The following is a 19,897-nucleotide window of genomic DNA, read 5'->3' as shown; positions in this document are numbered from 1 at the left end:
CTCACCTTACCAACACGCTGGTAGTAAGGGTAAAGGTTTGGTCCTCTCCCATGCCCGCTGCCAGGGTAATCCTTATGAGGAGATCCCCAGTAGCACCCATCAGTTCACCGCTAAAACGCAGGTCCCTTACATAACTGGCCACGGGATTAACTCCCCCGTTTTTCTCGCGCATGAGCTGCTGCCGGGTTGCGTCGTGGTAATAGCGCACCCGGGATCCGTCCTCTAAGGTAAAGGTAACGGAAGTGGCCCTGACCTCATTTACCTCCTTGGCCGTCCGGAGCTCCCGCACCACCCGGTCCAGGGCGATACGGGCGTGTTCCTGGACCTCCACCCGGGCTTCAGTATCCTTGAAGACCCGGCTTTCCTGCAGATACAGGGCCAAAGCCCCGCTGAGGGCCAGGACAAAAACGGTAACGGCTACCACCACTTCTACCAGGGTGAATCCGGCCCTTTTGCCTGCCAAAGGGGCTACCTCCATCCCTTCTCCGCCGTCAAGCTCACCTGCCTGGAGCCCCAGGAGTCTTCGTAGTACACGGTTACGATTACGGTTTTGAGATAACGGCCGGATTCGTCCACGGTGAGGCGATAACGAAAAGAAGGGTTCTCCGGGAAGGCAAGAGGCGGGTCCCCGGGGTTCTCCGGCTCGTCCCGGACCTCGGACAAGGGCCTCCCCTTAATTTCCTCTATTTTGCCCTGGGCCAGGGCCAGGGCTACCAATTCTTCCTCCGAGGAGGCCGACCACCGGCTGCTGACCACCAAGTAATCCACCAGGGGTACCAGGGCCACGGCCAAAATGACGACTCCCACCACCACTTCTAAAAGGGTAAACCCGTCCTGGCTTTTAAGCATAAGGCCCCTCCCTGTACCTCCCAGCTCTCGGGCGGCGACGTGCTAATCCGCACCCTTCCCGTAATGGAGGCTACAATGACGTACACTAATCTCCCGGAAACCGTGTCCTGTAGCGTTACGGTGCCTCCCTGGGGATAGGGCGTGCCCTTGACGCTAAAAGTGACGGCATTATCCTTAAAGGTAGTGGATACGATCTTCACAGTGGGCGGCAGGTACACCCGCTTTATAACCTGGGGCAAGGTTTGTTCTTGGGCCTTCCGTACCTCGTAATGGCTGCCCCCGGCGGCAAAGAAGACGCGGTACTTGTCGCTCTCTTCGTTCAGGGCCGTCTGCTGGATCTCCCGCAGGTCCTGGGCCATCTGACTGGCCGCCACCTTAAGGCGGTAGTAGGCCAGGGGTTTACCAAGGCCGGGAAGACTCACGGCCATGATTACGCCCAGCAGGGCCACTACTACGGAAATCTCCAGGAGGGTAAAACCTCCATTCCCTCCTAAGTCCCGACCGCCCGCCGCCTTTTCCCGCTTGCGGCGCATCCCGGCTTACCCCACCCCCAACAGCCCGGCGTACCAGGCGAGAATCTGAGGGCCCCAGAAAAAGGCCACCAGGGCACCCGCACTCAAAAAGGGAGCCAGGGGCAGGGGATCCTTCCGCCCCTTAACCCGGAGGGCCAGCAGGAATGCACCGGCGGCGCCGGCGAGAAACAGGCCCCCCAGGACGGCCCCCAATCCCCAGGGCCATCCCATGAACAGCCCCACCACCGCGGCGAGCTTGATATCCCCGCCGCCCACATTACCCCTGCTGGCCAGGGCCAGTAACCACAGGAGGCCGGCCGCCGAAAGGGCCCCCAGGAAGCCGGAACCAATAGTAATTTCCCTATTCGACAGTAAAAATCCTCCTCCGACAAGCAGTCCGGCAAAAATCAGCCGGTCGGGTATTAAATAATGTTCCAGGTCGATAAAGGAGGCGGCTATGAGGAAGCAGGCCAGGAACAGGTACTTAACCAGCACCCAGCCCGGCCCCAGGCGGTAAAAGAGCGCGGCAAAAACCGCGCCCGTCGTTAACTCCACCAGGGGATATCGCGGGGAAATTCGCCCCCCGCAATACCGGCAGCGACCCCGTAGAATTATGTAGCTTACAAGGGGTATCAGGTCGTACCAGGCCAGCACCCTCCTGCACCCGGGGCAGTACGAGCGCCCGAAAACTACAGTTTCCCCCCGCGGCAGGCGGTATATCACCACGTTGAGGAAGCTGCCGATGAGTAGGCCTGCCATAGCAACAAAAAGTATTGTAAGCATGGTTCTCGGGTAATTTCTCCTGGGGTAACCATTCTTAGTTCACTGCGACAAGAATTACTGTTGAGAGGGGTCGCTTGGCACCCAGATAATGTTGTCGGAATTCCCATCTGAATCCAAGTCCAAGTCCGGCTCAGCCGACACCGGAGGAGTACTATCCGTGACCCATATATCATCAGTGGCGTTACTCTCGTCAGACCCTTTACTAAGAATAATGAAATGCTTCCCGTCCGAAGTAACCCCATAGTAATATTCGTTGTCCCACGGATCACCTATGCTCTCCCAGTCAATGCCTTCACTGCTTAACGCCTCCTTTAGTTCTTGTCCTCCACTGGGAAACTTTCCTTTACCCTCATCAGAAGCCCAGATTATAAGAACCGTCTTCATAGACTCAAGGTCTGCCTTAGCCCTACTCTCTCTAGCCCTTTCCGTTTGTTCAAGGAACCGGGGCAACGCTACTGCAGCTAAAATACCAATTATAACTACTACTACCACAAGTTCTATTAAGGTAAACCCCCGCTCACTCCGCAATATCCTTCTTAACAATTTCATAATAGCCACCCCCTCTGATCGTTCGAAGCATATTCAACTTTGTTCTCCCACCGTCTCCCGTGTCACCAGCACCAATACTTTCTCTCGCCCCTCACCTCACGCTCCCCACCACCTGGAATACGGGGAGCAGCACGGATACTACGATGACTCCCACCACGCCGCCCAGGACCAGTATCAGAAGGGGTTCGATGAGGGAGGACAGCCGGGCGGCCATCTCGCCCACTTCGCGGTCGTAGAAGGCTCCCAGCCTCGCCAGGAGGGCGTCCAAAGTACCCGTTTCCTCGCCCACGGTAACCATCTCCACTACCATGGGCGGGAAGACGCCGCTCTCCGCCAGGGGCGAGGCTATGCTCCTCCCATCCCGTACCTGCTCCTGGGCCAGGGCTATGGCCTCGGCCAGTATGCGATTGCCTACCGTTCTTTCCACCACCTCCAGGGCCTGTAGAATAGGCACCCCGCTGGACAGCATGGTGCCCAGGGTTCGACTGAACTGGGAAAGGAGAGCCTGGTGCTTAAGATGCCCGAAGACCGGAAATCGTAGTACGATTTTATCCAGGGCATACCTCACCCTCTCCTGTTGGGACCACCTCCAGGCCCCGTAACCCGCGGCGGCCAGGGCCGCGGCCATCCAGGGCCACCACTCCCTGAAAAACCGGCCCAGGCCCAGTACCGCCCGGGTGGGCCACGGTAAAGGGACCCCCATATTGGCGATTATGTTGCTGAACATGGGCAAAACAAAGGTTATTATAAAACCTATCGACAGAAGGGATACCACCAGGACTATCAGGGGATAGGTCATGGCCGACTTAATCTTTTCCTGGACCTCGTGCTCCCGTTCAAAGTGTTCGGCCAGCCTCATCAGGATCTCATCCAGGGCGCCGCTCACTTCGCCCGCCTCCACCGAATATACCATTACCGGCGGGAATACCTGCGGCGATTTGCCGAGGGCGGCGTGGAGGGGGTTCCCCTGCTCCAGATCTTCCACCACCCTGTCTATGCTGGCTTTAAACCGCGGATTGCCTTCCTGCCTGCTCAAGGTCCTCAAGGCGTTCACAATGGGCAGGCCCGCCGCCAGCATGGTTCCCAGCTGCCGGCAAAAGAGGGCGAGATCCCGGCGACCTACGCGCTTCCAAAGCAATGAGCGCAGGTAATCCGGCTGATCCTCTACCGGCCGCAGTTCGGTTATAAAAAGTCCCCGGCTACGCAGGAGGCGGCCGGCCGCCTGCTCGTTGTCCGCTTCTATGAAACCTTGGACGAGTTTCCCAGCAGCATCCCTGGCCCTGTACCTTACCCTCATAACAAAAAGCGCCGGCCTTCCAGGAATAACTGCACCTTCCCGGCAGCCCGGCGACCTTAGGCCTCCCTGCCCTTAGGCCCGTAGCTTTGCGCCCCCGGCTTTCGCCGGGTTTGCCCTGGTAACGGGTTTAGGGGTTTATATTTCGCCAAATATCTCCAGAATCCTGCCGCGCTAACTATTTTCCCCGGCGATTATTCCCCGGGCCTCTAGTTGCTTCACGGCCATTTCCATGGTCTGCATGCCGAAGCGTCCCCCCGTCTGCATATGGGAAACAATCTGGTGCGTCTTGCCCTCCCGGATGAGGTTGCGCACGGCCGGGGTGGCGATGAGTATCTCCACGGCCGCCACCCTGCCCCGGCCGTCGGCCCGCGGCAGGAGCTGCTGGGTCACCACACCCACCAGGACATCCGCCAGCTGGATGCGCACCTGGGGCTGTTGATGGGGAGGAAACACATCGATAATACGGTCTATACTTTGCACCGCCCTTCCCGTGTGCAAGGTAGCCAGGACCAAATGCCCGGTTTCGGCGGCGGTGATGGCCGTGGCTATGGTTTCCAGGTCCCGCATCTCCCCGACCAGGATCACGTCGGGATCCTGCCTTAAGGCTGCCCGCAGGGCGCTGGCGAAGGAGGGGGAGTCGAAGCCTATTTCCCGCTGGTTGACAATGCTCTTCTTGTGGTGATGAAGGTACTCAATGGGATCCTCCAGGGTGATTATATGGCAGGCCCGGCGCTCGTTGATGCGGTCGATCATGGCCGCCAGGGTAGTGCTTTTACCGCTACCCGTAGGGCCGGTGACCAAGATTAAACCGTGGGGTTGGTCTACGAGTTCTCCCACAACCGGGGGAAGGCCCAGTTCGTCCAGGGAGCGTATGGCCGCAGCCACCAAACGGATGGCCGCCCCTACGCTGCCCCTCTGATAAAAAATATTCACCCGGAACCGTCCCAGTCCCGGAACCGAGTAAGCCAGGTCGAGTTCCTTCCGTTGGACGAATTCCTCCCAGCGGGAACCCAGGATCTGCCGGACCACGGCCTCCATTACCGCGGACGTCAGGGGCGGCCAGGCCTCCTGGACTTCCAATTTCCCGTGCCGCCTGAACACCGGCGGCAGCCCCACCGTGAGGTGTACGTCGGATGCGCCAACCTCTGCTGCGGAAGCCAGAACATCGTTTATATGTATTTGCATGGCCGTATCATAAACCTCCCAAAGTCACCCGCATTACTTCCTCCACGGTTGTAAGCCCCTGGCCGGCCTTCTCCAGGCCGTCCTCCCGCAGGGTCACCATCCCCGCGGCTACGGCCGCCTTTTTTATCTCGTGGGAGGGAGCCTTTGCGGCCACCAGGGCCCGGAGGTCCTCCGTCATGACCAGGACTTCGTGGAGGGCCGTTCTCCCCTGGTAGCCCGTGTAATTGCATTGGGGGCACCCGCGGCCCCTGTAGAACACCAGTCCCTTTTTGTCCCGGGCAAAGGCGCGGGCCGGATCCTCGGGGGCGGGATGGTAGGTTTCACGACAATTACGACATATCAGGCGTACCAGGCGCTGGGCCACGACTCCTATGAGGGAAGAATTCACGAGAAAGGGCTCTACTCCCATGTCCAGCAGGCGAGTCACGGCCCCGGCGGCGTCGTTGGTGTGCAGGGTGCTCAGAACCAGGTGGCCGGTGGTGGCCGCCCGCACAGATATGTCCGCCGTTTCCCGGTCCCGGATCTCCCCGACCATTATAATATCGGGATCCTGGCGCAGGATGGCCCGGAGGCCGGAGGCAAAATCCAGGCCGGCCTTGGGGTTGACCCTCACCTGATTTATACCCGGCAGCAGATATTCCACCGGATCCTCGATGGTGATTATGTTCTTTTCCGGGGAACTCAGGGCGTTGAGGGTGGCGTAAAGGGTTGTTGTTTTACCGCTCCCCGTGGGTCCCGTAATAAGGATCATACCGTAGGCGCTCCGGATCAGGGTTTCATAGATCTGCCGGGTGGAAGGCAGGAACCCCAAGCCGTCAAGGGGCAGAAGCATGGTGCCCTTGTCCAAGATCCGCAGTACCACCTTCTCCCCGTAAACGGTGGGCATGGTGGAGACCCGCAGGTCTATGTTTCGCCCTTCCACCGTTACCTGAAAACGGCCGTCCTGGGGGAGCCGCCTTTCGGCTATGTCCATTCCCCCCATGATTTTTATCCGGGACACCAGGGTGTTCAAGATGCCCCGCGGCAGACGGGACACGTCCCGGAGCAACCCGTCCACCCTTAACCTCACCCTTATGTCTTTCTCCTGGGGTTCGATATGGATGTCGCTGGCCCTGGAGTGGACCGCCTGCAGAATTATGCGGTTGACCAGGCGTACTGCCGGGGCGTTATCCGTTGCCGCACCCCTTGCCCCGTCCAGGTCGAAGGCCCCGGGAGCATCGAGCGCGGCCGCTGCCTGGGCAATCCCTTCTCCTTCGGCCGGAACCGACGTCCCTCCTGCCCCGCCCTGCCAGAAGCGGGAGAGCATGGTCTCGATTTCCCTTTCCGCAGCGATGGCCGGCATGATCTCCAGCCCCGTTGCCACGCGGAGGTCGTCCCAGGCGGTAAGGTTTAAGGGATCGGCCATGGCCACCAGGAGCCTATTCCCGTCCCGGCGGATGGGAATGGCCAGGTGTCGCCGGGCCAGGGCCTCGGGAACCAGCCTGACCACGCCGGGATCTAAATTATAATCCTGCAACACTACTTTGGGTATGCCCAGTTGAAATTCCAGGACCTCCAGGATGTCCTTCTCGGTCACCAATCCCAGGCGGGTAAGGACCTTGCCGAGGCGTTCACCGCTTCGCCTCTGCTCCCTTAAGGCCTGTTCCAGTTGTTCGCGGGTGATCATCCCGGCTTCCACCAGGAGGTCTCCCAGCCTCCTCTTGCTCTCCATGCCCTTCAACCCCTCCCCCCTTTAGCCTCCGGCCTGCAGCCTTTGCGCTGCCTCCAGAACTTCCTCCTCTTCCACCTCGGCAATCGTTACCCGGCCCAGCTCCACGGGGAGCACCATGCGCAGCCTGCCCTCCCGCACCTTCTTATCCCGTATCAGGGCGGCGCCAAAGGCTTCCCGGTCTAGGGAGGGCATGCGTGTGGGCAGGCCGGCACGTACCAGCAGTCCTTCCAGCCTCGCCAGCTCCTCCTCCGCGAACAGGCCGCGGCCCGCGGCCACCCAGGAAGCCACCACCATGCCCACGGCCACGGCCTCCCCATGGCGATAAAGTTTGAAACCCGTGGCCCCTTCCAGTGCATGGCCCGCCGTATGGCCGAAGTTGAGGATGGCCCGGAGCCCCCTTTCTTCCTCGTCCTGGGCCACTATCTCCGCCTTGAGGCGGCAGGAATGAAGGACTATTTTCTCCAGCACCCTTGTGTTGCCGGCCAGTGCCTCCTCCAGGTGCTCTTCCAGGTAGGAAAAAAAACTGGCGTCGAAGATAACGCCGTATTTTATTACTTCGGCCATGCCGGCCCTCATTTCCCTCTCCGGCAAAGTTCTTAAGGTATCCAGGTCAGCGGCCACCAGCCGCGGCTGATAAAAGGCCCCTATGAGGTTTTTCCCCCGCGGATGATTGACGGCCACCTTGCCGCCCACACTGGAATCCACCTGGGCCAGCAGGGTGGTGGGAAGTTGGATAAAGGGGACCCCCCTTAAAAGGGTGGCCGCTACAAAACCGGCCAGGTCGCCAACGACCCCCCCTCCGAGGGCTATAACCGGGCAGCCGCGCTCCCAGCCCGCGGCCAGAGCAAGGTCGTAAATATCGGCGGCCACTTCCAGGGATTTGGCCTCTTCGCCGTCAGGCACTTCTTTAAAAAGGGGCGCGAACCCGGCCTTCTCCAGGCTCTCCCTCACCTTTGGACCGTAGAGGGAAACTACCGTCGGATTGCTGACCACCAGGCACCGCCCGCCCAAGTTTAGGTCCCTAAGAAGCTCGCCTATCTGGGCCAGGATCCCCCTCCCGCAATAAATGGTGTAACTTCTCTCGCCTAACTCCACCTGCAGCCGGCCGGCCATCCCTTCAATCCCTCCATAATTTCCTCCACTATTTCCTCCGGACCTTTAGCCGCCGTATCTATTTTTAAGTCGGCAAAGGAATAGTAGGGCTCGCGCTTTTTCAGCAGGGCGGCCACCTCTTCCCGCGAGCGCCCCCGCACCAGGGGACGGCCCGCCGAGCCCGCCACCCTACGCCAGACCGTTGCCTCATCTACTTTAAGCCAGATGACTTTATTGCCCCTGCGCAGCCGCTCCACATTTTCCGGTGCCAGCACCGCGCCACCGCCGGTGGACACCACCGCTCGCGTGCCCTCCATTAGCCTCGCGATCACTTCTTTTTCCAGTTCCCGAAAGTACGCCTCTCCCTCGCGGGCAAAGAGCTCGGCTATGGAGCAGCTGGCCTTCTTCTCGACCTCGGTGTCAGTATCGAAAAAGTTCCACCCCAGTTTGCCGGCCAGGAGCCGGCCCACGGTAGTCTTGCCGCTGGCCATGAAGCCGATTAAGACGATATTACCGGGCAAAGGTCACGGCCCTCCCAACTGGCCCCTATCTCCAATTTTTGCTGTAGCGGCCTGCTTACGCTTGAAAGCGAGCGACTAAACCTGAGCGGTAGCCAAACTTAAGGTTGGCGAAAGGCAGAGGCAGGCCCGAGGCCTGAAGAGCCTTGCGGCCGGCAGCTGAGACAGGAAGTCGAATTTGCCGGGAATCCTGCTGGAGCCTTGAGCCAAGCGCTAGTTTGGCCCGCGAAGGTTTCCGGAGCGAGCGAAAGCCAAACAGGCCACACCTTAAAGCCGGGGATATCTCAGCCCTCCTACACCTGCCGGACATATTCCCAGTACTGCCCAAGGCGCGTACGTATTTCTTCCAGGTGGTCCCCGCCGAATTTCTCCAAAAAAGCTCCCGCCAGGATCCAGGCAACCATGGCCCGTCCTACCACTGCGGCCGCGGGCACGGCGCATACGTCGGACCTTTCCACGGCGGCCAGGACTTCTTCTTTAGTATGCCAGTCCACGGTTCGCAGAGGACGGCGTAAGGTGGGAATGGGTTTCATGGCCGCCCGCACTACAAGGGTTTCCCCGTTGGTAATGCCACCTTCCAGGCCCCCGGCCCGGTTGGTATAACGGAAGAAACCCTCACCTGGGCGGTAGCCGATTTCGTCGTGGGCCTGGGAACCGGCTTTGGCTGCCAGGGCGAAACCCTCGCCTATTTCAACCCCCTTCACGGCAGGAATACTCATGAGGGCCTGGGCCAACAGGCCGTCCAGGCGGCGGTCCCAGTGGACGTGGCTCCCCAGACCCGGCGGCAGTCCCTGGGCCAGGACTTCAAAAATCCCTCCAAGGGTATCCCCCTTTTCCTCGGCCTCGCGGATGGCAGCCACCATAGCCTCGCCGGCTTCCGCATCGGCACAATAAACGGGCGATGCCGTGGCCTCCCGGGCCTCTTCAAAGGAAATAGACCTCCCCACCTCTACCGGGCCGATCCTTATCACGTGGCAGGCCAGCTCTACCCCCAGGCTCTCCAGGAGTGCTTCCGCCACTGCACCGGAGGCCACCCGCGCCGCCGTCTCCCGGGCGCTGGCCCTTTCCAGAATATTGCGCAGGTCTTCCTGGCGGTATTTTAACCCCCCGGGAAGATCGGCATGGCCCGGCCGCGGCCGCGTGACCTGCCGCTCCCGTCCGGCTCCCGGCTCCACTGCCATTATCTCCCGCCAGTTTTCCCAATCGCGATTCCTCAAGTGCAAAGCTATGGGGCTACCCAGGGTGACGCCACCCCTTACTCCGGCCAGGATTTCCACCTGATCCCTTTCAATGGCCATGCGGCCCCCGCGGCCGTAGCCGCCCTGGCGGCGGGCCAGGCGAGTATTGATGAATTCCGCGGTCAACGGAACCCCGGCGGGCATGCCTTCCACGACGGCCACCAAACCGCGCCCGTGGGATTCCCCTGCCGTAAGGAAGCGTAACATTAGCTTGTTCACCTCAAAGCAAGGTTATAGAGGACCTCTCGCATGACCTCCACCGGGGCCTCGCGGCCCGTCCACAAGGTAAAGGCCTCCGCCCCCTGGTAAAGGAGCATGCTCAATCCCGAAATCACGAGGCAACCGCGGAGCCGGGCCCCTTTGAGAAATGCCGTCTCCGGGGGATTATACACGATATCGCAAGCAACTTGACGGGGCCGGAGCAGGCCGGGATCGAGGGGAACCCTTTCGCGGTCGGGGGCCATGCCGATACTGGTGGTGTTGATAACCATGTCCACCTCCGGTATGACTCCCGCCAGCGAACCTTCTTCCCAGGGGGCAACCTCCACGGCCCGGAAGCCCGCCTCCCCCAGGCCACGGGCCAGTTCCTGTGCCCTGTCCTCCGTGCGGTTGGCCAGGGTTAGGGCCGCGCATCGTGCCTGGGCCAGGGCAAAGGCCACCGCCCGCGCAGCACCTCCGGCCCCCAGGATCAGGGCCCGCTTGCCGGCGGGGTCTACCCCGGCTTCCTCCAGGGAACGAAGGAAACCTCCGGCATCGGTGTTATATCCCAGCAGTTTGCCCTCCCGGGAAACAACCGTATTTACGGCTCCGATCAGGCGGGCCAGGGGATGGATCTCGTCCAGGTAGGCCATAATGGACTCCTTGTGGGGGATGGTAACGTTGGCCCCGGCAAAGCCCAGGGCCCTGATGCCCTCTACCGCTGCGGGGAGCCGGGAGGGCTCAACTCCGAAGGCCAGGTAAACCCAGTCCAGCCCCAGGGCGCGAAAGGCAGCATTATGTATCTGGGGCGAAAAAGAATGGGCCACGGGGTAGCCTAACAGGCCTACTAGGCGAGTTGAAGCCGTGAACAATCCCTTCCTTCCCCCTTAAAGGGGCTTTCCGAGGGCCAGCCACTTGAGGACCACCCGTTCCAGCAAGCGGATAAAGCGGGTGCCGATGAACTCTCTCTTATCCAGGGGAACCGCCAGGATGGTATACAATCCCAAACGCTTGCCGCCCAGGACATCGGTGAAAAGCTGGTCCCCGATTACCGCCGTTTCTTCCGGCCTGGTTCCCAGCACCTCCATGGCGCGGTAGAAGGCCGCCGCCCGGGGCTTGCCGGCGCTGGAGAGGGCGGGAATACCCAGGCAGTGCCCTATAATATGGACTCTCTTCTGCCGATTGTTGGAAAGCAGGCAGGCCTTTAAATTATAATTGTTCAAGCGGCAAAACCACTCCTGCACCTCCCGATCCAGGGCCAGCCTGTTCCACTCGGTAACCGTGTTGTCCAGATCGATAATCAGCCCCCGTATTCCACGGCGGGACAGCTCCTCTAAAGGGATCCGGAGCAACGACTTTACATACAGGTCGGGACGCAAATACTTGAGCATCCATACACCTCGGTTGACATTGGCTCACGGGTTATTATATCACATCAGCCTGTACCTTGAAACTGCTCCCAACCCGCGCACCACCGCAGCTTCTGCAGCAGTCCCTTTTTTGACAGCCCCATCTTTTTTATCTTCCCGGCGGAAAGTTTTAGGATTTCTCTGTCTGAAACTCTTTGAGAAGTTTTTGAATAGCCTTCTTCTCGATGTCCGCCTTGTAACATACAGGCGAAAACTTAAGGGGAGCCGGAAAATACCCTTCCACTTCCACCCGACCGTCGGCGTAGACTCTGATCTGTCGGATCAACTCCCGGAGGACGGCCTGCCTGGTGGCGAAGTCCAGGTGGGCTATGGAAGCGGCCAGGCCCTCGGCGTGTCGCCGCACGGATCCGGCCCCGCCGGAGGAGGAGGCGGTTTCGTTTTGGGAGAGCCTTTCCAGACGGGCGAGTTCCTCCTCTGCTTCCCGCCGGACCCTTTCGGCTTCCCGGCGGTAGCGCCGGTAATCTTCCTCCGCAAGGGTTTCCAAGACCAAATAGGCCCGGTCTATCCGTTCCAGGACCCCCTTAGTCCTTTCCACCCTTTGGCGCACTTCGGCCAGCCGCCGGGCAATCTGCTGTCTCGTGCTTGGCTCCGGGGTGATGTATTGTTGAATAACGTCGGGATCGGCCAAAAGGGACGCTACGGTCTGCCACACGGCTGCGTCCAACTCACCGGTGTTCCACGGAGGGAGGGCACACCCCCCTTGTCCCCGGGCACCGGCCTTGCGGGGATAGCGGCGGGGACAGGTATAGTAGCTGTACTCTCCCTTTCCGGAGGACCGGTGGGTATAAACCGCTAGGGTTCGACCGCACTCCCCGCAGATCAGCAGCCGCTGCAGGAGGAATTGCCTGCGGGTGGCCTTAGGATTGAAGCGCTTGCACCTGGCCAGGGTTTCCTGGGCCCGGGCAAAGGTGGCCGGCGAGATTATGGCTGGCACCAGCACCGGCTTCCACTCGGGCCGCTCATCCTTCCGGACCAGGCGTCCCGTGTATACCGGGTTTTTGAGGATCCGGAGAACCGTACTGTAGATCCACCCCTTACCCCTGGGACCCGGGGGATAAAGGAAGGCCAGTCTTTGGGTAACCTGCCAGGGGGTGAGGGGCATCAAGGGATCGGTAACCCAATCGAACATCTGCTTAACAATCTCCGCCTCCCGGGGATTGATCACCAGGGTGTCGTTTTCGGCATCCCAATCGTACCCGAAGGGCTTGGCATAGCACCGGATTTTGCCCCCCGCCGCCTTCTTAGCCTTACCCCGCTGGGTGCGTTCTTTAATCAGGGCATGCTCAAACTGGGCGAAGGCTCCCCGCAGCTGGAGGAAGAGTATGCCCTGGGGTGTCCTTTGCCAGTCAAAATTAACGAATTCCAGCCGCACGCCCGCAGCCTCGAACTCCCGGCAAAGGAGCAGTAAGTCCGCGAGGTCCCGGGAAAGGCGGTCCGGGTCATAGACTACTACCAGGTGTACCCGCCCCTCGGCCACCTGCCGGCGGAGGTAGTTGAGGGCCGGGCGGTCGAGCTCCGTCCCCGTGTAGGCGTCCTCCACTATTTCTATCTCCGTGGCTCCCAGTTCCCGGGCCTTTTTCTCGCCCAGTTCCTTCTGGGAGGCCAGGGAGAACCCCAGGGCCTGATCCTGGGTGCTCACCCGGGCGTAGACAATGGCTCTGGACATCCACCGGCCCCTCCTCGTCGTTTTCGGCCTCGTGTCTCTCCGAGAGCAATCCCGCCGCCGAGGCCCTTACCCTCTCCAAAACCCGGGCCAGAGCCGCATGCCGGCCGGCATCGTCTCCCACGGGGACCAGTACCACCGTAAGGCGCGGCCTGCCTTGGCGGGGCACGATCCGGCACCCTCCCCTTCCCTCATGTTAAAGGCCACCCTCGGGCCCTATTAAAAGATATGAGGCCGGGCCCGTCCGCCCGGCCTGTCTAAACCCCCGCCTTTTTACGCCAGCCGCCATTCATGGGTGTAAACCTTGAATCTCGGTCCCCGGGCCATACCGACCAGGGTTATGCCCAACAGCTCGCCCAGCTGGATGGCATAATCCGTAGGTACCGAACGGGAAACAAGGAAAGGCGTTCCCATCCTGGCCGCCTTGGTAACTATTTCGGAAGAAATCCGGCCCGTGGTAAGGAGGAGTTTGTCAGCCGTTTCCAGCTTCCGGTGCAATAGGGCGCCCGCCACCTTGTCTATGGCGTTATGACGGCCGATATCCTCCCGGAAAATAATCAGGCCCTTTGCATCGGCCAGAGCTGCCCCATGGGCGCCGCGGGTCTTTTGATAGAGCTCCGGACTCCTCTGAAGCTGCAACATCAAGTCGATCACCGTCGCCGGGGATACGGTCATGTCCGAACTGATGCGGCCTTCAAATATACAGTTCCTGGCCTTATCTCCCCTCCAGCCTATATTCCTGCCGCACCCGGAAGTCAACCAGGGAACCCCTCCTTCCGTATCGGGAAATTCCCCGGCAATTTTCACCTCGGCCTTTCCGGCCCCGATTTTAAGTTGGAGCAGCTCATCCAGGGACGTGATGAGGCCCTCATTATAGAGGAAACCCGTTACTAATTCCTCTAAATGTTCGGGAGTGCATAAGAGGTGGACCGTGGGCCGGCCGTTTACCTCGATCTCCAGAGGAAATTCTACGATAATCGCACTCCGTTCCTTATAGATCCGGTCCCGGCTGGCTGCGGTCACGGTATATTCTACTACCGGCGTTTCCCCGGACAAGATCTATTCCCCCCATGTTTCCCGCCTTACCCGGTCAAGGCAGGCAAATAAAAAGAGGGGCCCTGCCGGATAAAGGCCCCCCGCCCTCTCTGGTGGTCTGCAAATATCTTATCCCTACTAATCCCTGCCTAATCACGGATCTTTCTTTTTAATGAGCTCCCCAACACAGCTGCCGGGCGGCTTCCGACTGCAAAAAGCACCCCTAAGCGGGTACCCTCTTCACCTGCACGGCACAGGCCTTGTATTCCGGGATCTTGGCCACCGGGTCCAGGGCCGGGATGGTAAGGAGGTTGGCCGCGGCTTCCCGGAAGTGGAAGCTCATAAAGACTACCTTCCTGGGGACCCGGTGGGTAACCCAGGCCTTCACCCGTACCTTGCCCCGCCGGGATACGATCTCCACCGTATCCCCGTCCTTTACGCCCAGCCTTTCGGCGTCATGGGGGTTGATCTCCACTACCGGTTCCGAACAAATTTCCTCCAGCCCTCTGGCCTTGCGGGAGAGGACCGTGTGGTAATGATAGAGCAACCTTCCCGTGGTGAACAGGAAGGGATACTCTTCATCCGGCTCTTCTGCAGGGGGCAGGTAGTGGACGGCGCGGAACAGGCCCCGTCCCCGGGTAAATTTCTCCCTGTGCAGTATGGGCGTACCCGGGTGGTCGGCAGCTGGTACGGGCCACTGCAGTCCCTTTTCCTCCAGCCGCCCGTAGGTTACTCCGGCGTAGTTGGGGGTGACCCTGCTTATCTCCGCCATGATGTCCTCCGGCGAAGAATAGGGCGACGGGCAACCCAGCCTCTCCATGACCTCTTTCACTATCTGCCAATCCGCCCGGGCTTCTCCCGGGGGTTCGACGGCCTTGTGCACCAACTGCACCCGGCGCTCCGTGTTGGTGAAGGTTCCTTCCTTTTCGGCAAAGGACGCACCGGGCAGGACAACATCGGCCAGCCTGGCCGTCTCCGTAAGGAAAATATCCTGCACGACGAGGAAATCGAGGCCTTTCAGGGCCTTTTCCACGTGGGAGGCGTCGGGGTCCGTAAGGACGGGGTTTTCCCCCATAATATACATGCCCTTCAGCCTGCCTTCCTCCGCCGCCCGCATCATCTCCATTAGGGTTAGGCCATTGTCTTTAGGCAGTTCGGGTACGCCCCAGGCCCGGGCAAATTTCCGGCGCACCTCGGCGTCGGTCACCGGCTGGTAACCGGGAAGGACGTTGGGCAGGCCCCCCATATCGCAGGCGCCCTGGACGTTGTTTTGGCCCCTTAAGGGGTTCACCCCGCTTCCCTCTTTGCCTATATGGCCACAAGCCATGGCCAAATTGGCCAGGGCTATTACGTTGGCCGTACCCGTGATATGCTGAGTTATGCCCATGGCGTAGAGTATGCTCGACCGTGGACCTGCGGCGTAAATTCTCGCCGCCCGCACAATATCTTCCGCCGGTACGCCGGTAACCTGGGCGACCCTTTCAGGGGTATATTCCTCCACCGCCCGCTTCACTTCTTCAAACCCTTCGGTTCTGCGGGCGATGAATTCCTTATCGTAGAGTTCTTCCTTCACGATTACATGCAGAAGACCGTTGATGAGGGCCAGATCCGTGCCCGGCTTTTGCCGCAGCCATAAATAGGCCCAGTCCACCAGTTCAATATGACGGGGATCGGCTACTATGAGCTTAGCTCCCCGTCGCACCGCCTCCTTCACCTTAAGGGCAATAACAGGGTGGTTCTCGGTAGTGTTGCTGCCGATGACCAGAAGACAGTCCGCTTTAGCTATGTCGGCGATAGAATTGGTCATGGCGCCGCTGCCAAAGGTGGTTGCCAGACCGGCAACCGTGGAGGAGTGTCAGAGGCGGGCACAGTGATCGACGTTATTGGTGCCCACCACTCCCCGGGCCAGCTTCTGCAAAAGGTAGTTTTCTTCATTGGTACACTTGGCCGAGCACAAGAACCCCAGGGCATCCGGGCCATGGGATTCCTTTATTTCCTTTAGCTTCCGGGCCACCAGGTCTAAGGCCTCCTCCCAGGTGGCCTCCCGGAAGGTACCGCTGCCCCTGGCTCCTTCCCTTATCAGAGGCTTGGTCAACCGGTCGGGGCTGTGGATGTAGTCAAACCCGAAACGCCCCTTGACGCAGAGCCAACCGTTGTTCACCTCGGGGTTTTCGTATCCTTTGACTTTAACTATTTTTCCATCCTTTACGTAAAGGGTAAGGTTGCACCCTACCCCGCAGTAGGAGCAGATACTGCGCACCTTTTTAAATTCCCATTCCCGGCCTCGACCTTCCCTGACCCTCTCTGTGAGGGCCCCCACCGGGCATACCTGGAGGCAGTTGCCACAAAAGACGCAACCCGACTCCTTTAACCCGGCAGGATCTGCAGTTCCCACCTTGGTCTCTATTCCCCTGCCGGCCAATTCCAGGACGAAATTACCCTGTACCTCACGGCATACCCTTACGCACCGGCCGCACACAATGCACTTGTTGTAATCCCGGACTATGAAGGGATTATCTCTGAGGACGGGCAAAGAAGCCACATCAGCCTTCCAGGTAGTTCCTTTAACACCGGAATTGTACGCGCAGTCCTGCAGGTCGCAATCGCCGGCCTTTTCACACGCAAGGCAGTCTTCGGGGTGCTGGCTCAAGAGCATCTCTATTACGCCCCTGCGCCATTCCTCTATTTCCGGTGTGCTGGTGTGAACTACCATTCCTTCCGCTGCCGGTGTGTTGCAGGCGGTAACCGGCTTGGCGGCACCTTCTACGGCCACCAGGCAGAGTCGGCAGTACCCTAAAGGTCTGAGCAAGGGATGATAGCAAAGGGTTGGTATATGAATTCCCAGCCTTTCGGCAGCCTCCAGTATAGTAGTACCTTCGGGCACCGAAACCCGCCGACCATCTATGGTCAGGGTTACCATTAACTTCTCCTCCCTTCAAAAGACCATAAGTCCCACGCGATAACACCTTAAACACCGGGCCGTTTCGGCCACTCCGTTGTCGAAACTAAACCCCAACTCCACTTCCCTAAAGTCCTTGAGGCGCTCCTCCACCGGCGCCGCCTTCTCCTCTTTACGCGGCCAGCCGGAGGGCAAGCCTACCTCTTCTTCGCTATCGAACACGTCGAATTCCTTCAGCCAGGCATCCAGCAGGTCCTGAGGGACTGCCTCCACCTTCCCGGACGTAAGGTACTGGTCTATGGAAAGGGCCGCCCTGTTCCCCTGGGCAACGGCCTCTACCACCGTCCTCGGTCCCAGGACTATATCTCCCCCGGCAAAAACTCCCGGCACCTTGGTGGCCAGGGTCACCGGGTCCACGGCAATGGTTCCCCCTTTGGTCAATTCAATGCCTTCCGTGCCGTCGAGGAAGGAAAGGTCGGCCACCTGTCCGATGGCCGGCACTACAACTTCACAGGGAAGGAAGAATTCCGAACCGGGCACGGGGACCGGCCGCCGGCGCCCGCTGGCATCGGGTTCGCCGAGCTCCATCCTTACACACTCGACTCCCTTCACTTTGCCGTCCTCCGCCACTATTCTCACGGGATTGGCCTGGAAATAGAACTTTACCCCTTCCGCCTCGGCGTCCCTCACCTCGCACTCGTTGGCCGGCATCTCGGCCCGGGAGCGGCGGTACAGGAGATATACTTCTTCAAACCCCAGGCGCAGGGAAGAGCGGGCACAATCCATGGCGACATTACCGCCGCCGACTACGGCTATCCTTTTACCCCGGGGTACGGGCAGGCCCAGGTTAATATTTCGCAGGTATTTCACCCCGGGTATGAAGCCTTCATACCCTGCCGTCTCGCCTTCCACACCCATTTTGGCGCTATCATGCAGGCCGGTGGCAATAAAGACGGCCTCATAGCCCTGCCACAGCTCTTTAAAGCTTATCTCTTTACCCACAGGCGTATTATACTTGATCTCCACGCCCAGCTCCTTGATGGCTTCGATTTCACCCTGCAGGATGTCCCGCGGCAGTCGATAAGCGGGAATCCCTACGGCGAGCATCCCCCCGGCCACGGGCAAAGCTTCAAAAACGGTCACCTTATATCCCCGCCGGGCCAGCTGATAGGCACAGCTCAATCCGGCCGGCCCGGCACCTATCACCGCCACCCGTGGGCGCCCGTTGTCGACCTTCCCGTCTACACGGGGCCTGCGGCCGCCCTTGAGTTCGTAGTCGGCGAGGAATCTCTTGATGCCCCTTATGGCCAAGGGCTCGTCCACCAAACCCCGGCGGCAGTGTTCCTCGCAGGGATGCACGCATACTCTGCCCAGCACGCCCGCCAGGGCAGTGCTCTCCCTTATGACGGCCAGCCCTTCCCGGAACCGGGATTCCTGGGTACATTCCATATATCTAGGTATGTCCAAGTGGGCCGGACACCTTTGCATGCAGGGGGCGGCAACAATGGATTTATATTCTTGAGGTTCTCGACCACCCCCGGTATAAGCTACCATACGGTCATAATGATCTACGAAATCGAGAACCGGCCTCGCGGCCGACTGGCCCAGCTCACACTTGGAACCGTGATATACCAGGAGGGCTATTCTCTTCAATTGCTGGTGCAGGGAGGGCTCGTCCCTATCCGAAAGCTTTCGCAGAAGCTCCAAGATGAGCTTGGTACCCACCCGACAAGGAACACACCTCCCACAGGACTCCTTCTGTACCGCCTGGTAATACTCTTTAAGGGCGGCCAGGAGGTCTACACCGGTGTCGTTGACGATAATACCTCCCCAGCCGATGAAGGCCCTTAAAGGACGTCCTCCCAGGGGCGGCAGGGAGGTTTTATAAGTCTTACTGCCGCTCCTCCATGTACTGAGCACCAACTTCTCCCCCCAACTCTCTTATTTTTTATGCCGTTGCCTTTACCTTTTCCTTACCCTCCTGTTGCCGGCCGGGTAGCATTTTATTAGGTGAAAGATTTTTACCTTTAGCATAACAGAGATTAGTCCAACCCTGCAAGTGTCTCTTAACTTTTACCTCTCCTGTTTAATTTCTTCAACATCTTTCGCCATTTCCCCTGCCTGGCAGAGCGGCTTTTTGTAAGCGCTAAACCGCGGGCCGCCGGTGTACCCTAATATAGAGAGAGTAGCCTTCTAAGTCGAGATAACTGTATATAAAAGAGCGGGCTTCTCGATACGGGAAACATAAGAACGGGAAATCCCCATCTTGCGGGCTATCTCCCGCTGGGTCTTGCGCAGGCCGTGCATTAGCCCATAGCGCATCTCCAGCACCTTTTTTTCCCTCTTGCTCAGGCACTTGATCTTTTCCAGCACCCACTGCCTCTCCTGGTGGCTCTCCACCACCTCCGCGATGTCTTCGTCGGTACCCAAGACATCGATGAGGGAAATTTCGTTTCCCTCTTTATCCACCCCGATGGGATCGTAGAGAGAAATCTCTCCTCGGGTCTTCTTCAGGGCCCGCAGGTGCATTAAGATTTCAATCTTTATTACAAATCCTTGCATTAGCCCCTGGCTGTCTTAAGAATTTCGCCGCCACCTACCTCAATTCCTGCCTGTTATGCCCTGCCGCACGTCGCCGCAGCCGGTATGTAGCCGCCCGGATCAAAATATGAACTTATGTTCTTTATGGCTTTATGCTAAAAACCAAGTCGGGATGGATTTTAAGACGTGACGTAACGAAAAGATTCCCGGGAAGGACGAAAAAACCTCGGCAAGGTACCTGCGACGCCGGAAGCTAAGGCCGGCAGTTGTTGCAATACGCAAAAAAGGGAAGTAATAAGGATGCCGGAAGGTGGAAAGTCACCACCGTAGTAGACAATACCGTTACCACCAGGGGCCTAATGGGAAGGTTGTAGCCCTGAATTTCGCCTTTCAAGGG

17 protein-coding genes, 1 pseudogene and 1 riboswitch are annotated in these 19,897 nt (G+C 59.4%); all 18 genes and pseudogenes read right to left on the bottom strand.

Annotated elements, in window-relative coordinates; translation table 11 throughout:
* Position 1: 1 nt before the first annotated feature.
* Positions 2-463, bottom strand: coding sequence for a prepilin-type N-terminal cleavage/methylation domain-containing protein (locus TAMC210_RS08180; RefSeq protein ID WP_173298325.1), 462 nt, complete (start codon positions 461-463; stop codon positions 2-4).
* Positions 464-468: 5 nt separating this feature from the next.
* The gene (locus TAMC210_RS08175; RefSeq protein WP_173298324.1) at positions 469-849 is read right to left on the bottom strand and encodes a type IV pilus modification PilV family protein; all 381 of its coding nucleotides are present in this window, start codon (positions 847-849) and stop codon (positions 469-471) included.
* The gene (locus TAMC210_RS08170) at positions 816-1,382 is read right to left on the bottom strand and encodes a type II secretion system protein (RefSeq protein ID WP_173298323.1); all 567 of its coding nucleotides are present in this window, start codon (positions 1,380-1,382) and stop codon (positions 816-818) included. Before TAMC210_RS08170 ends, TAMC210_RS08175 begins: the two co-directional genes overlap by 34 nt.
* A gap of 6 nt (positions 1,383-1,388) precedes the next feature.
* Entirely contained in the window at positions 1,389-2,144 is a 756-nt protein-coding gene (locus tag TAMC210_RS08165; RefSeq protein ID WP_173298322.1) for a prepilin peptidase, read from the bottom strand.
* 54 nt (positions 2,145-2,198) lie between these two features.
* A complete protein-coding gene (locus TAMC210_RS08160) occupies positions 2,199-2,693 on the bottom strand; it encodes a prepilin-type N-terminal cleavage/methylation domain-containing protein (protein WP_277997699.1) in 495 nt (164 codons plus the stop codon).
* 91 nt (positions 2,694-2,784) lie between these two features.
* On the bottom strand, positions 2,785-3,990 hold the full coding sequence (locus TAMC210_RS08155; RefSeq protein ID WP_173298321.1) for a type II secretion system F family protein: 1,206 nt from the start codon (positions 3,988-3,990) through the stop codon (positions 2,785-2,787).
* 38 nt (positions 3,991-4,028) lie between these two features.
* A riboswitch (cyclic di-GMP riboswitch) is annotated at positions 4,029-4,115 on the bottom strand.
* 46 nt (positions 4,116-4,161) lie between these two features.
* The gene (locus TAMC210_RS08150; protein WP_173298320.1) at positions 4,162-5,175 is read right to left on the bottom strand and encodes a type IV pilus twitching motility protein PilT; all 1,014 of its coding nucleotides are present in this window, start codon (positions 5,173-5,175) and stop codon (positions 4,162-4,164) included.
* 7 nt (positions 5,176-5,182) lie between these two features.
* Positions 5,183-6,886 carry a GspE/PulE family protein gene (locus tag TAMC210_RS08145; protein ID WP_173298319.1) on the bottom strand — a complete coding sequence of 568 codons (1,704 nt, stop codon included), beginning with the start codon at positions 6,884-6,886 and terminating at the stop codon, positions 5,183-5,185.
* 21 nt (positions 6,887-6,907) lie between these two features.
* Positions 6,908-7,999 (bottom strand): 3-dehydroquinate synthase, encoded by a 1,092-nt coding sequence (aroB, locus tag TAMC210_RS08140; protein WP_173298318.1) that lies wholly within the window; start codon positions 7,997-7,999, stop codon positions 6,908-6,910.
* Positions 7,972-8,499 (bottom strand): shikimate kinase, encoded by a 528-nt coding sequence (locus TAMC210_RS08135; RefSeq protein ID WP_173298317.1) that lies wholly within the window; start codon positions 8,497-8,499, stop codon positions 7,972-7,974. The genes aroB and TAMC210_RS08135 overlap by 28 nt, the downstream gene beginning before the upstream one ends.
* 290 nt (positions 8,500-8,789) lie before the next feature.
* Positions 8,790-9,941: a chorismate synthase gene (gene aroC, locus TAMC210_RS08130; RefSeq protein ID WP_173298316.1), complete on the bottom strand. Its 1,152-nt coding sequence runs from the start codon at positions 9,939-9,941 to the stop codon at positions 8,790-8,792.
* Positions 9,942-9,949: 8 nt separating this feature from the next.
* Positions 9,950-10,804 (bottom strand): shikimate dehydrogenase, encoded by an 855-nt coding sequence (locus TAMC210_RS08125; RefSeq protein ID WP_173298315.1) that lies wholly within the window; start codon positions 10,802-10,804, stop codon positions 9,950-9,952.
* Between the two features lie 15 nt (positions 10,805-10,819).
* The gene (locus tag TAMC210_RS08120) at positions 10,820-11,323 is read right to left on the bottom strand and encodes a YqeG family HAD IIIA-type phosphatase (protein WP_173298314.1); all 504 of its coding nucleotides are present in this window, start codon (positions 11,321-11,323) and stop codon (positions 10,820-10,822) included.
* A gap of 148 nt (positions 11,324-11,471) precedes the next feature.
* Positions 11,472-13,028 carry a recombinase family protein gene (locus TAMC210_RS08115; protein WP_173298313.1) on the bottom strand — a complete coding sequence of 519 codons (1,557 nt, stop codon included), beginning with the start codon at positions 13,026-13,028 and terminating at the stop codon, positions 11,472-11,474.
* A 270-nt stretch (positions 13,029-13,298) separates the two neighbouring features.
* On the bottom strand, positions 13,299-14,081 hold the full coding sequence (gene fdhD / locus TAMC210_RS08110) for a formate dehydrogenase accessory sulfurtransferase FdhD (protein WP_173298312.1): 783 nt from the start codon (positions 14,079-14,081) through the stop codon (positions 13,299-13,301).
* A 202-nt stretch (positions 14,082-14,283) separates the two neighbouring features.
* Complete coding sequence (gene fdhF, locus TAMC210_RS08105; RefSeq protein WP_173298311.1) at positions 14,284-16,980, bottom strand: formate dehydrogenase subunit alpha; 2,697 nt, start codon at positions 16,978-16,980, stop codon at positions 14,284-14,286.
* A gap of 15 nt (positions 16,981-16,995) precedes the next feature.
* Complete coding sequence (locus tag TAMC210_RS08100; RefSeq protein ID WP_173298310.1) at positions 16,996-18,879, bottom strand: FAD-dependent oxidoreductase; 1,884 nt, start codon at positions 18,877-18,879, stop codon at positions 16,996-16,998.
* A gap of 273 nt (positions 18,880-19,152) precedes the next feature.
* Positions 19,153-19,506, bottom strand: a pseudogene (locus TAMC210_RS08095) (sigma factor-like helix-turn-helix DNA-binding protein); the annotation flags it as partial.
* Positions 19,507-19,897 lie beyond the last annotated feature (391 nt).

The sequence above is a fragment of the Thermanaeromonas sp. C210 genome, assembly GCF_013167955.1.
Lineage (GTDB): Bacteria > Bacillota > DSM-521 > Neomoorellales > Neomoorellaceae > UBA12545.
This window is presented reverse-complemented; position numbering and strand designations above follow the sequence as displayed.

Excerpts from the sequence above, each read along its gene's own strand:
- TAMC210_RS08175 (WP_173298324.1), bottom strand. The coding sequence starts at position 849 with ATGCTTAAAAGCCAGGACGGGTTTACCCTTTTAGAAGTGGTGGTGGGA.
- TAMC210_RS08170 (WP_173298323.1), bottom strand. The coding sequence starts at position 1,382 with ATGCGCCGCAAGCGGGAAAAGGCGGCGGGCGGTCGGGACTTAGGAGGG.
- TAMC210_RS08165 (WP_173298322.1), bottom strand. The coding sequence starts at position 2,144 with ATGCTTACAATACTTTTTGTTGCTATGGCAGGCCTACTCATCGGCAGC.
- TAMC210_RS08160 (WP_277997699.1), bottom strand. The coding sequence starts at position 2,693 with ATGAAATTGTTAAGAAGGATATTGCGGAGTGAGCGGGGGTTTACCTTA.
- TAMC210_RS08155 (WP_173298321.1), bottom strand. The coding sequence starts at position 3,990 with ATGAGGGTAAGGTACAGGGCCAGGGATGCTGCTGGGAAACTCGTCCAA.
- TAMC210_RS08150 (WP_173298320.1), bottom strand. The coding sequence starts at position 5,175 with ATGCAAATACATATAAACGATGTTCTGGCTTCCGCAGCAGAGGTTGGC.
- TAMC210_RS08145 (WP_173298319.1), bottom strand. The coding sequence starts at position 6,886 with ATGGAGAGCAAGAGGAGGCTGGGAGACCTCCTGGTGGAAGCCGGGATG.
- aroB (WP_173298318.1), bottom strand. The coding sequence starts at position 7,999 with ATGGCCGGCCGGCTGCAGGTGGAGTTAGGCGAGAGAAGTTACACCATT.
- aroC (WP_173298316.1), bottom strand. The coding sequence starts at position 9,941 with ATGTTACGCTTCCTTACGGCAGGGGAATCCCACGGGCGCGGTTTGGTG.
- TAMC210_RS08120 (WP_173298314.1), bottom strand. The coding sequence starts at position 11,323 with ATGCTCAAGTATTTGCGTCCCGACCTGTATGTAAAGTCGTTGCTCCGG.
- TAMC210_RS08115 (WP_173298313.1), bottom strand. The coding sequence starts at position 13,028 with ATGTCCAGAGCCATTGTCTACGCCCGGGTGAGCACCCAGGATCAGGCC.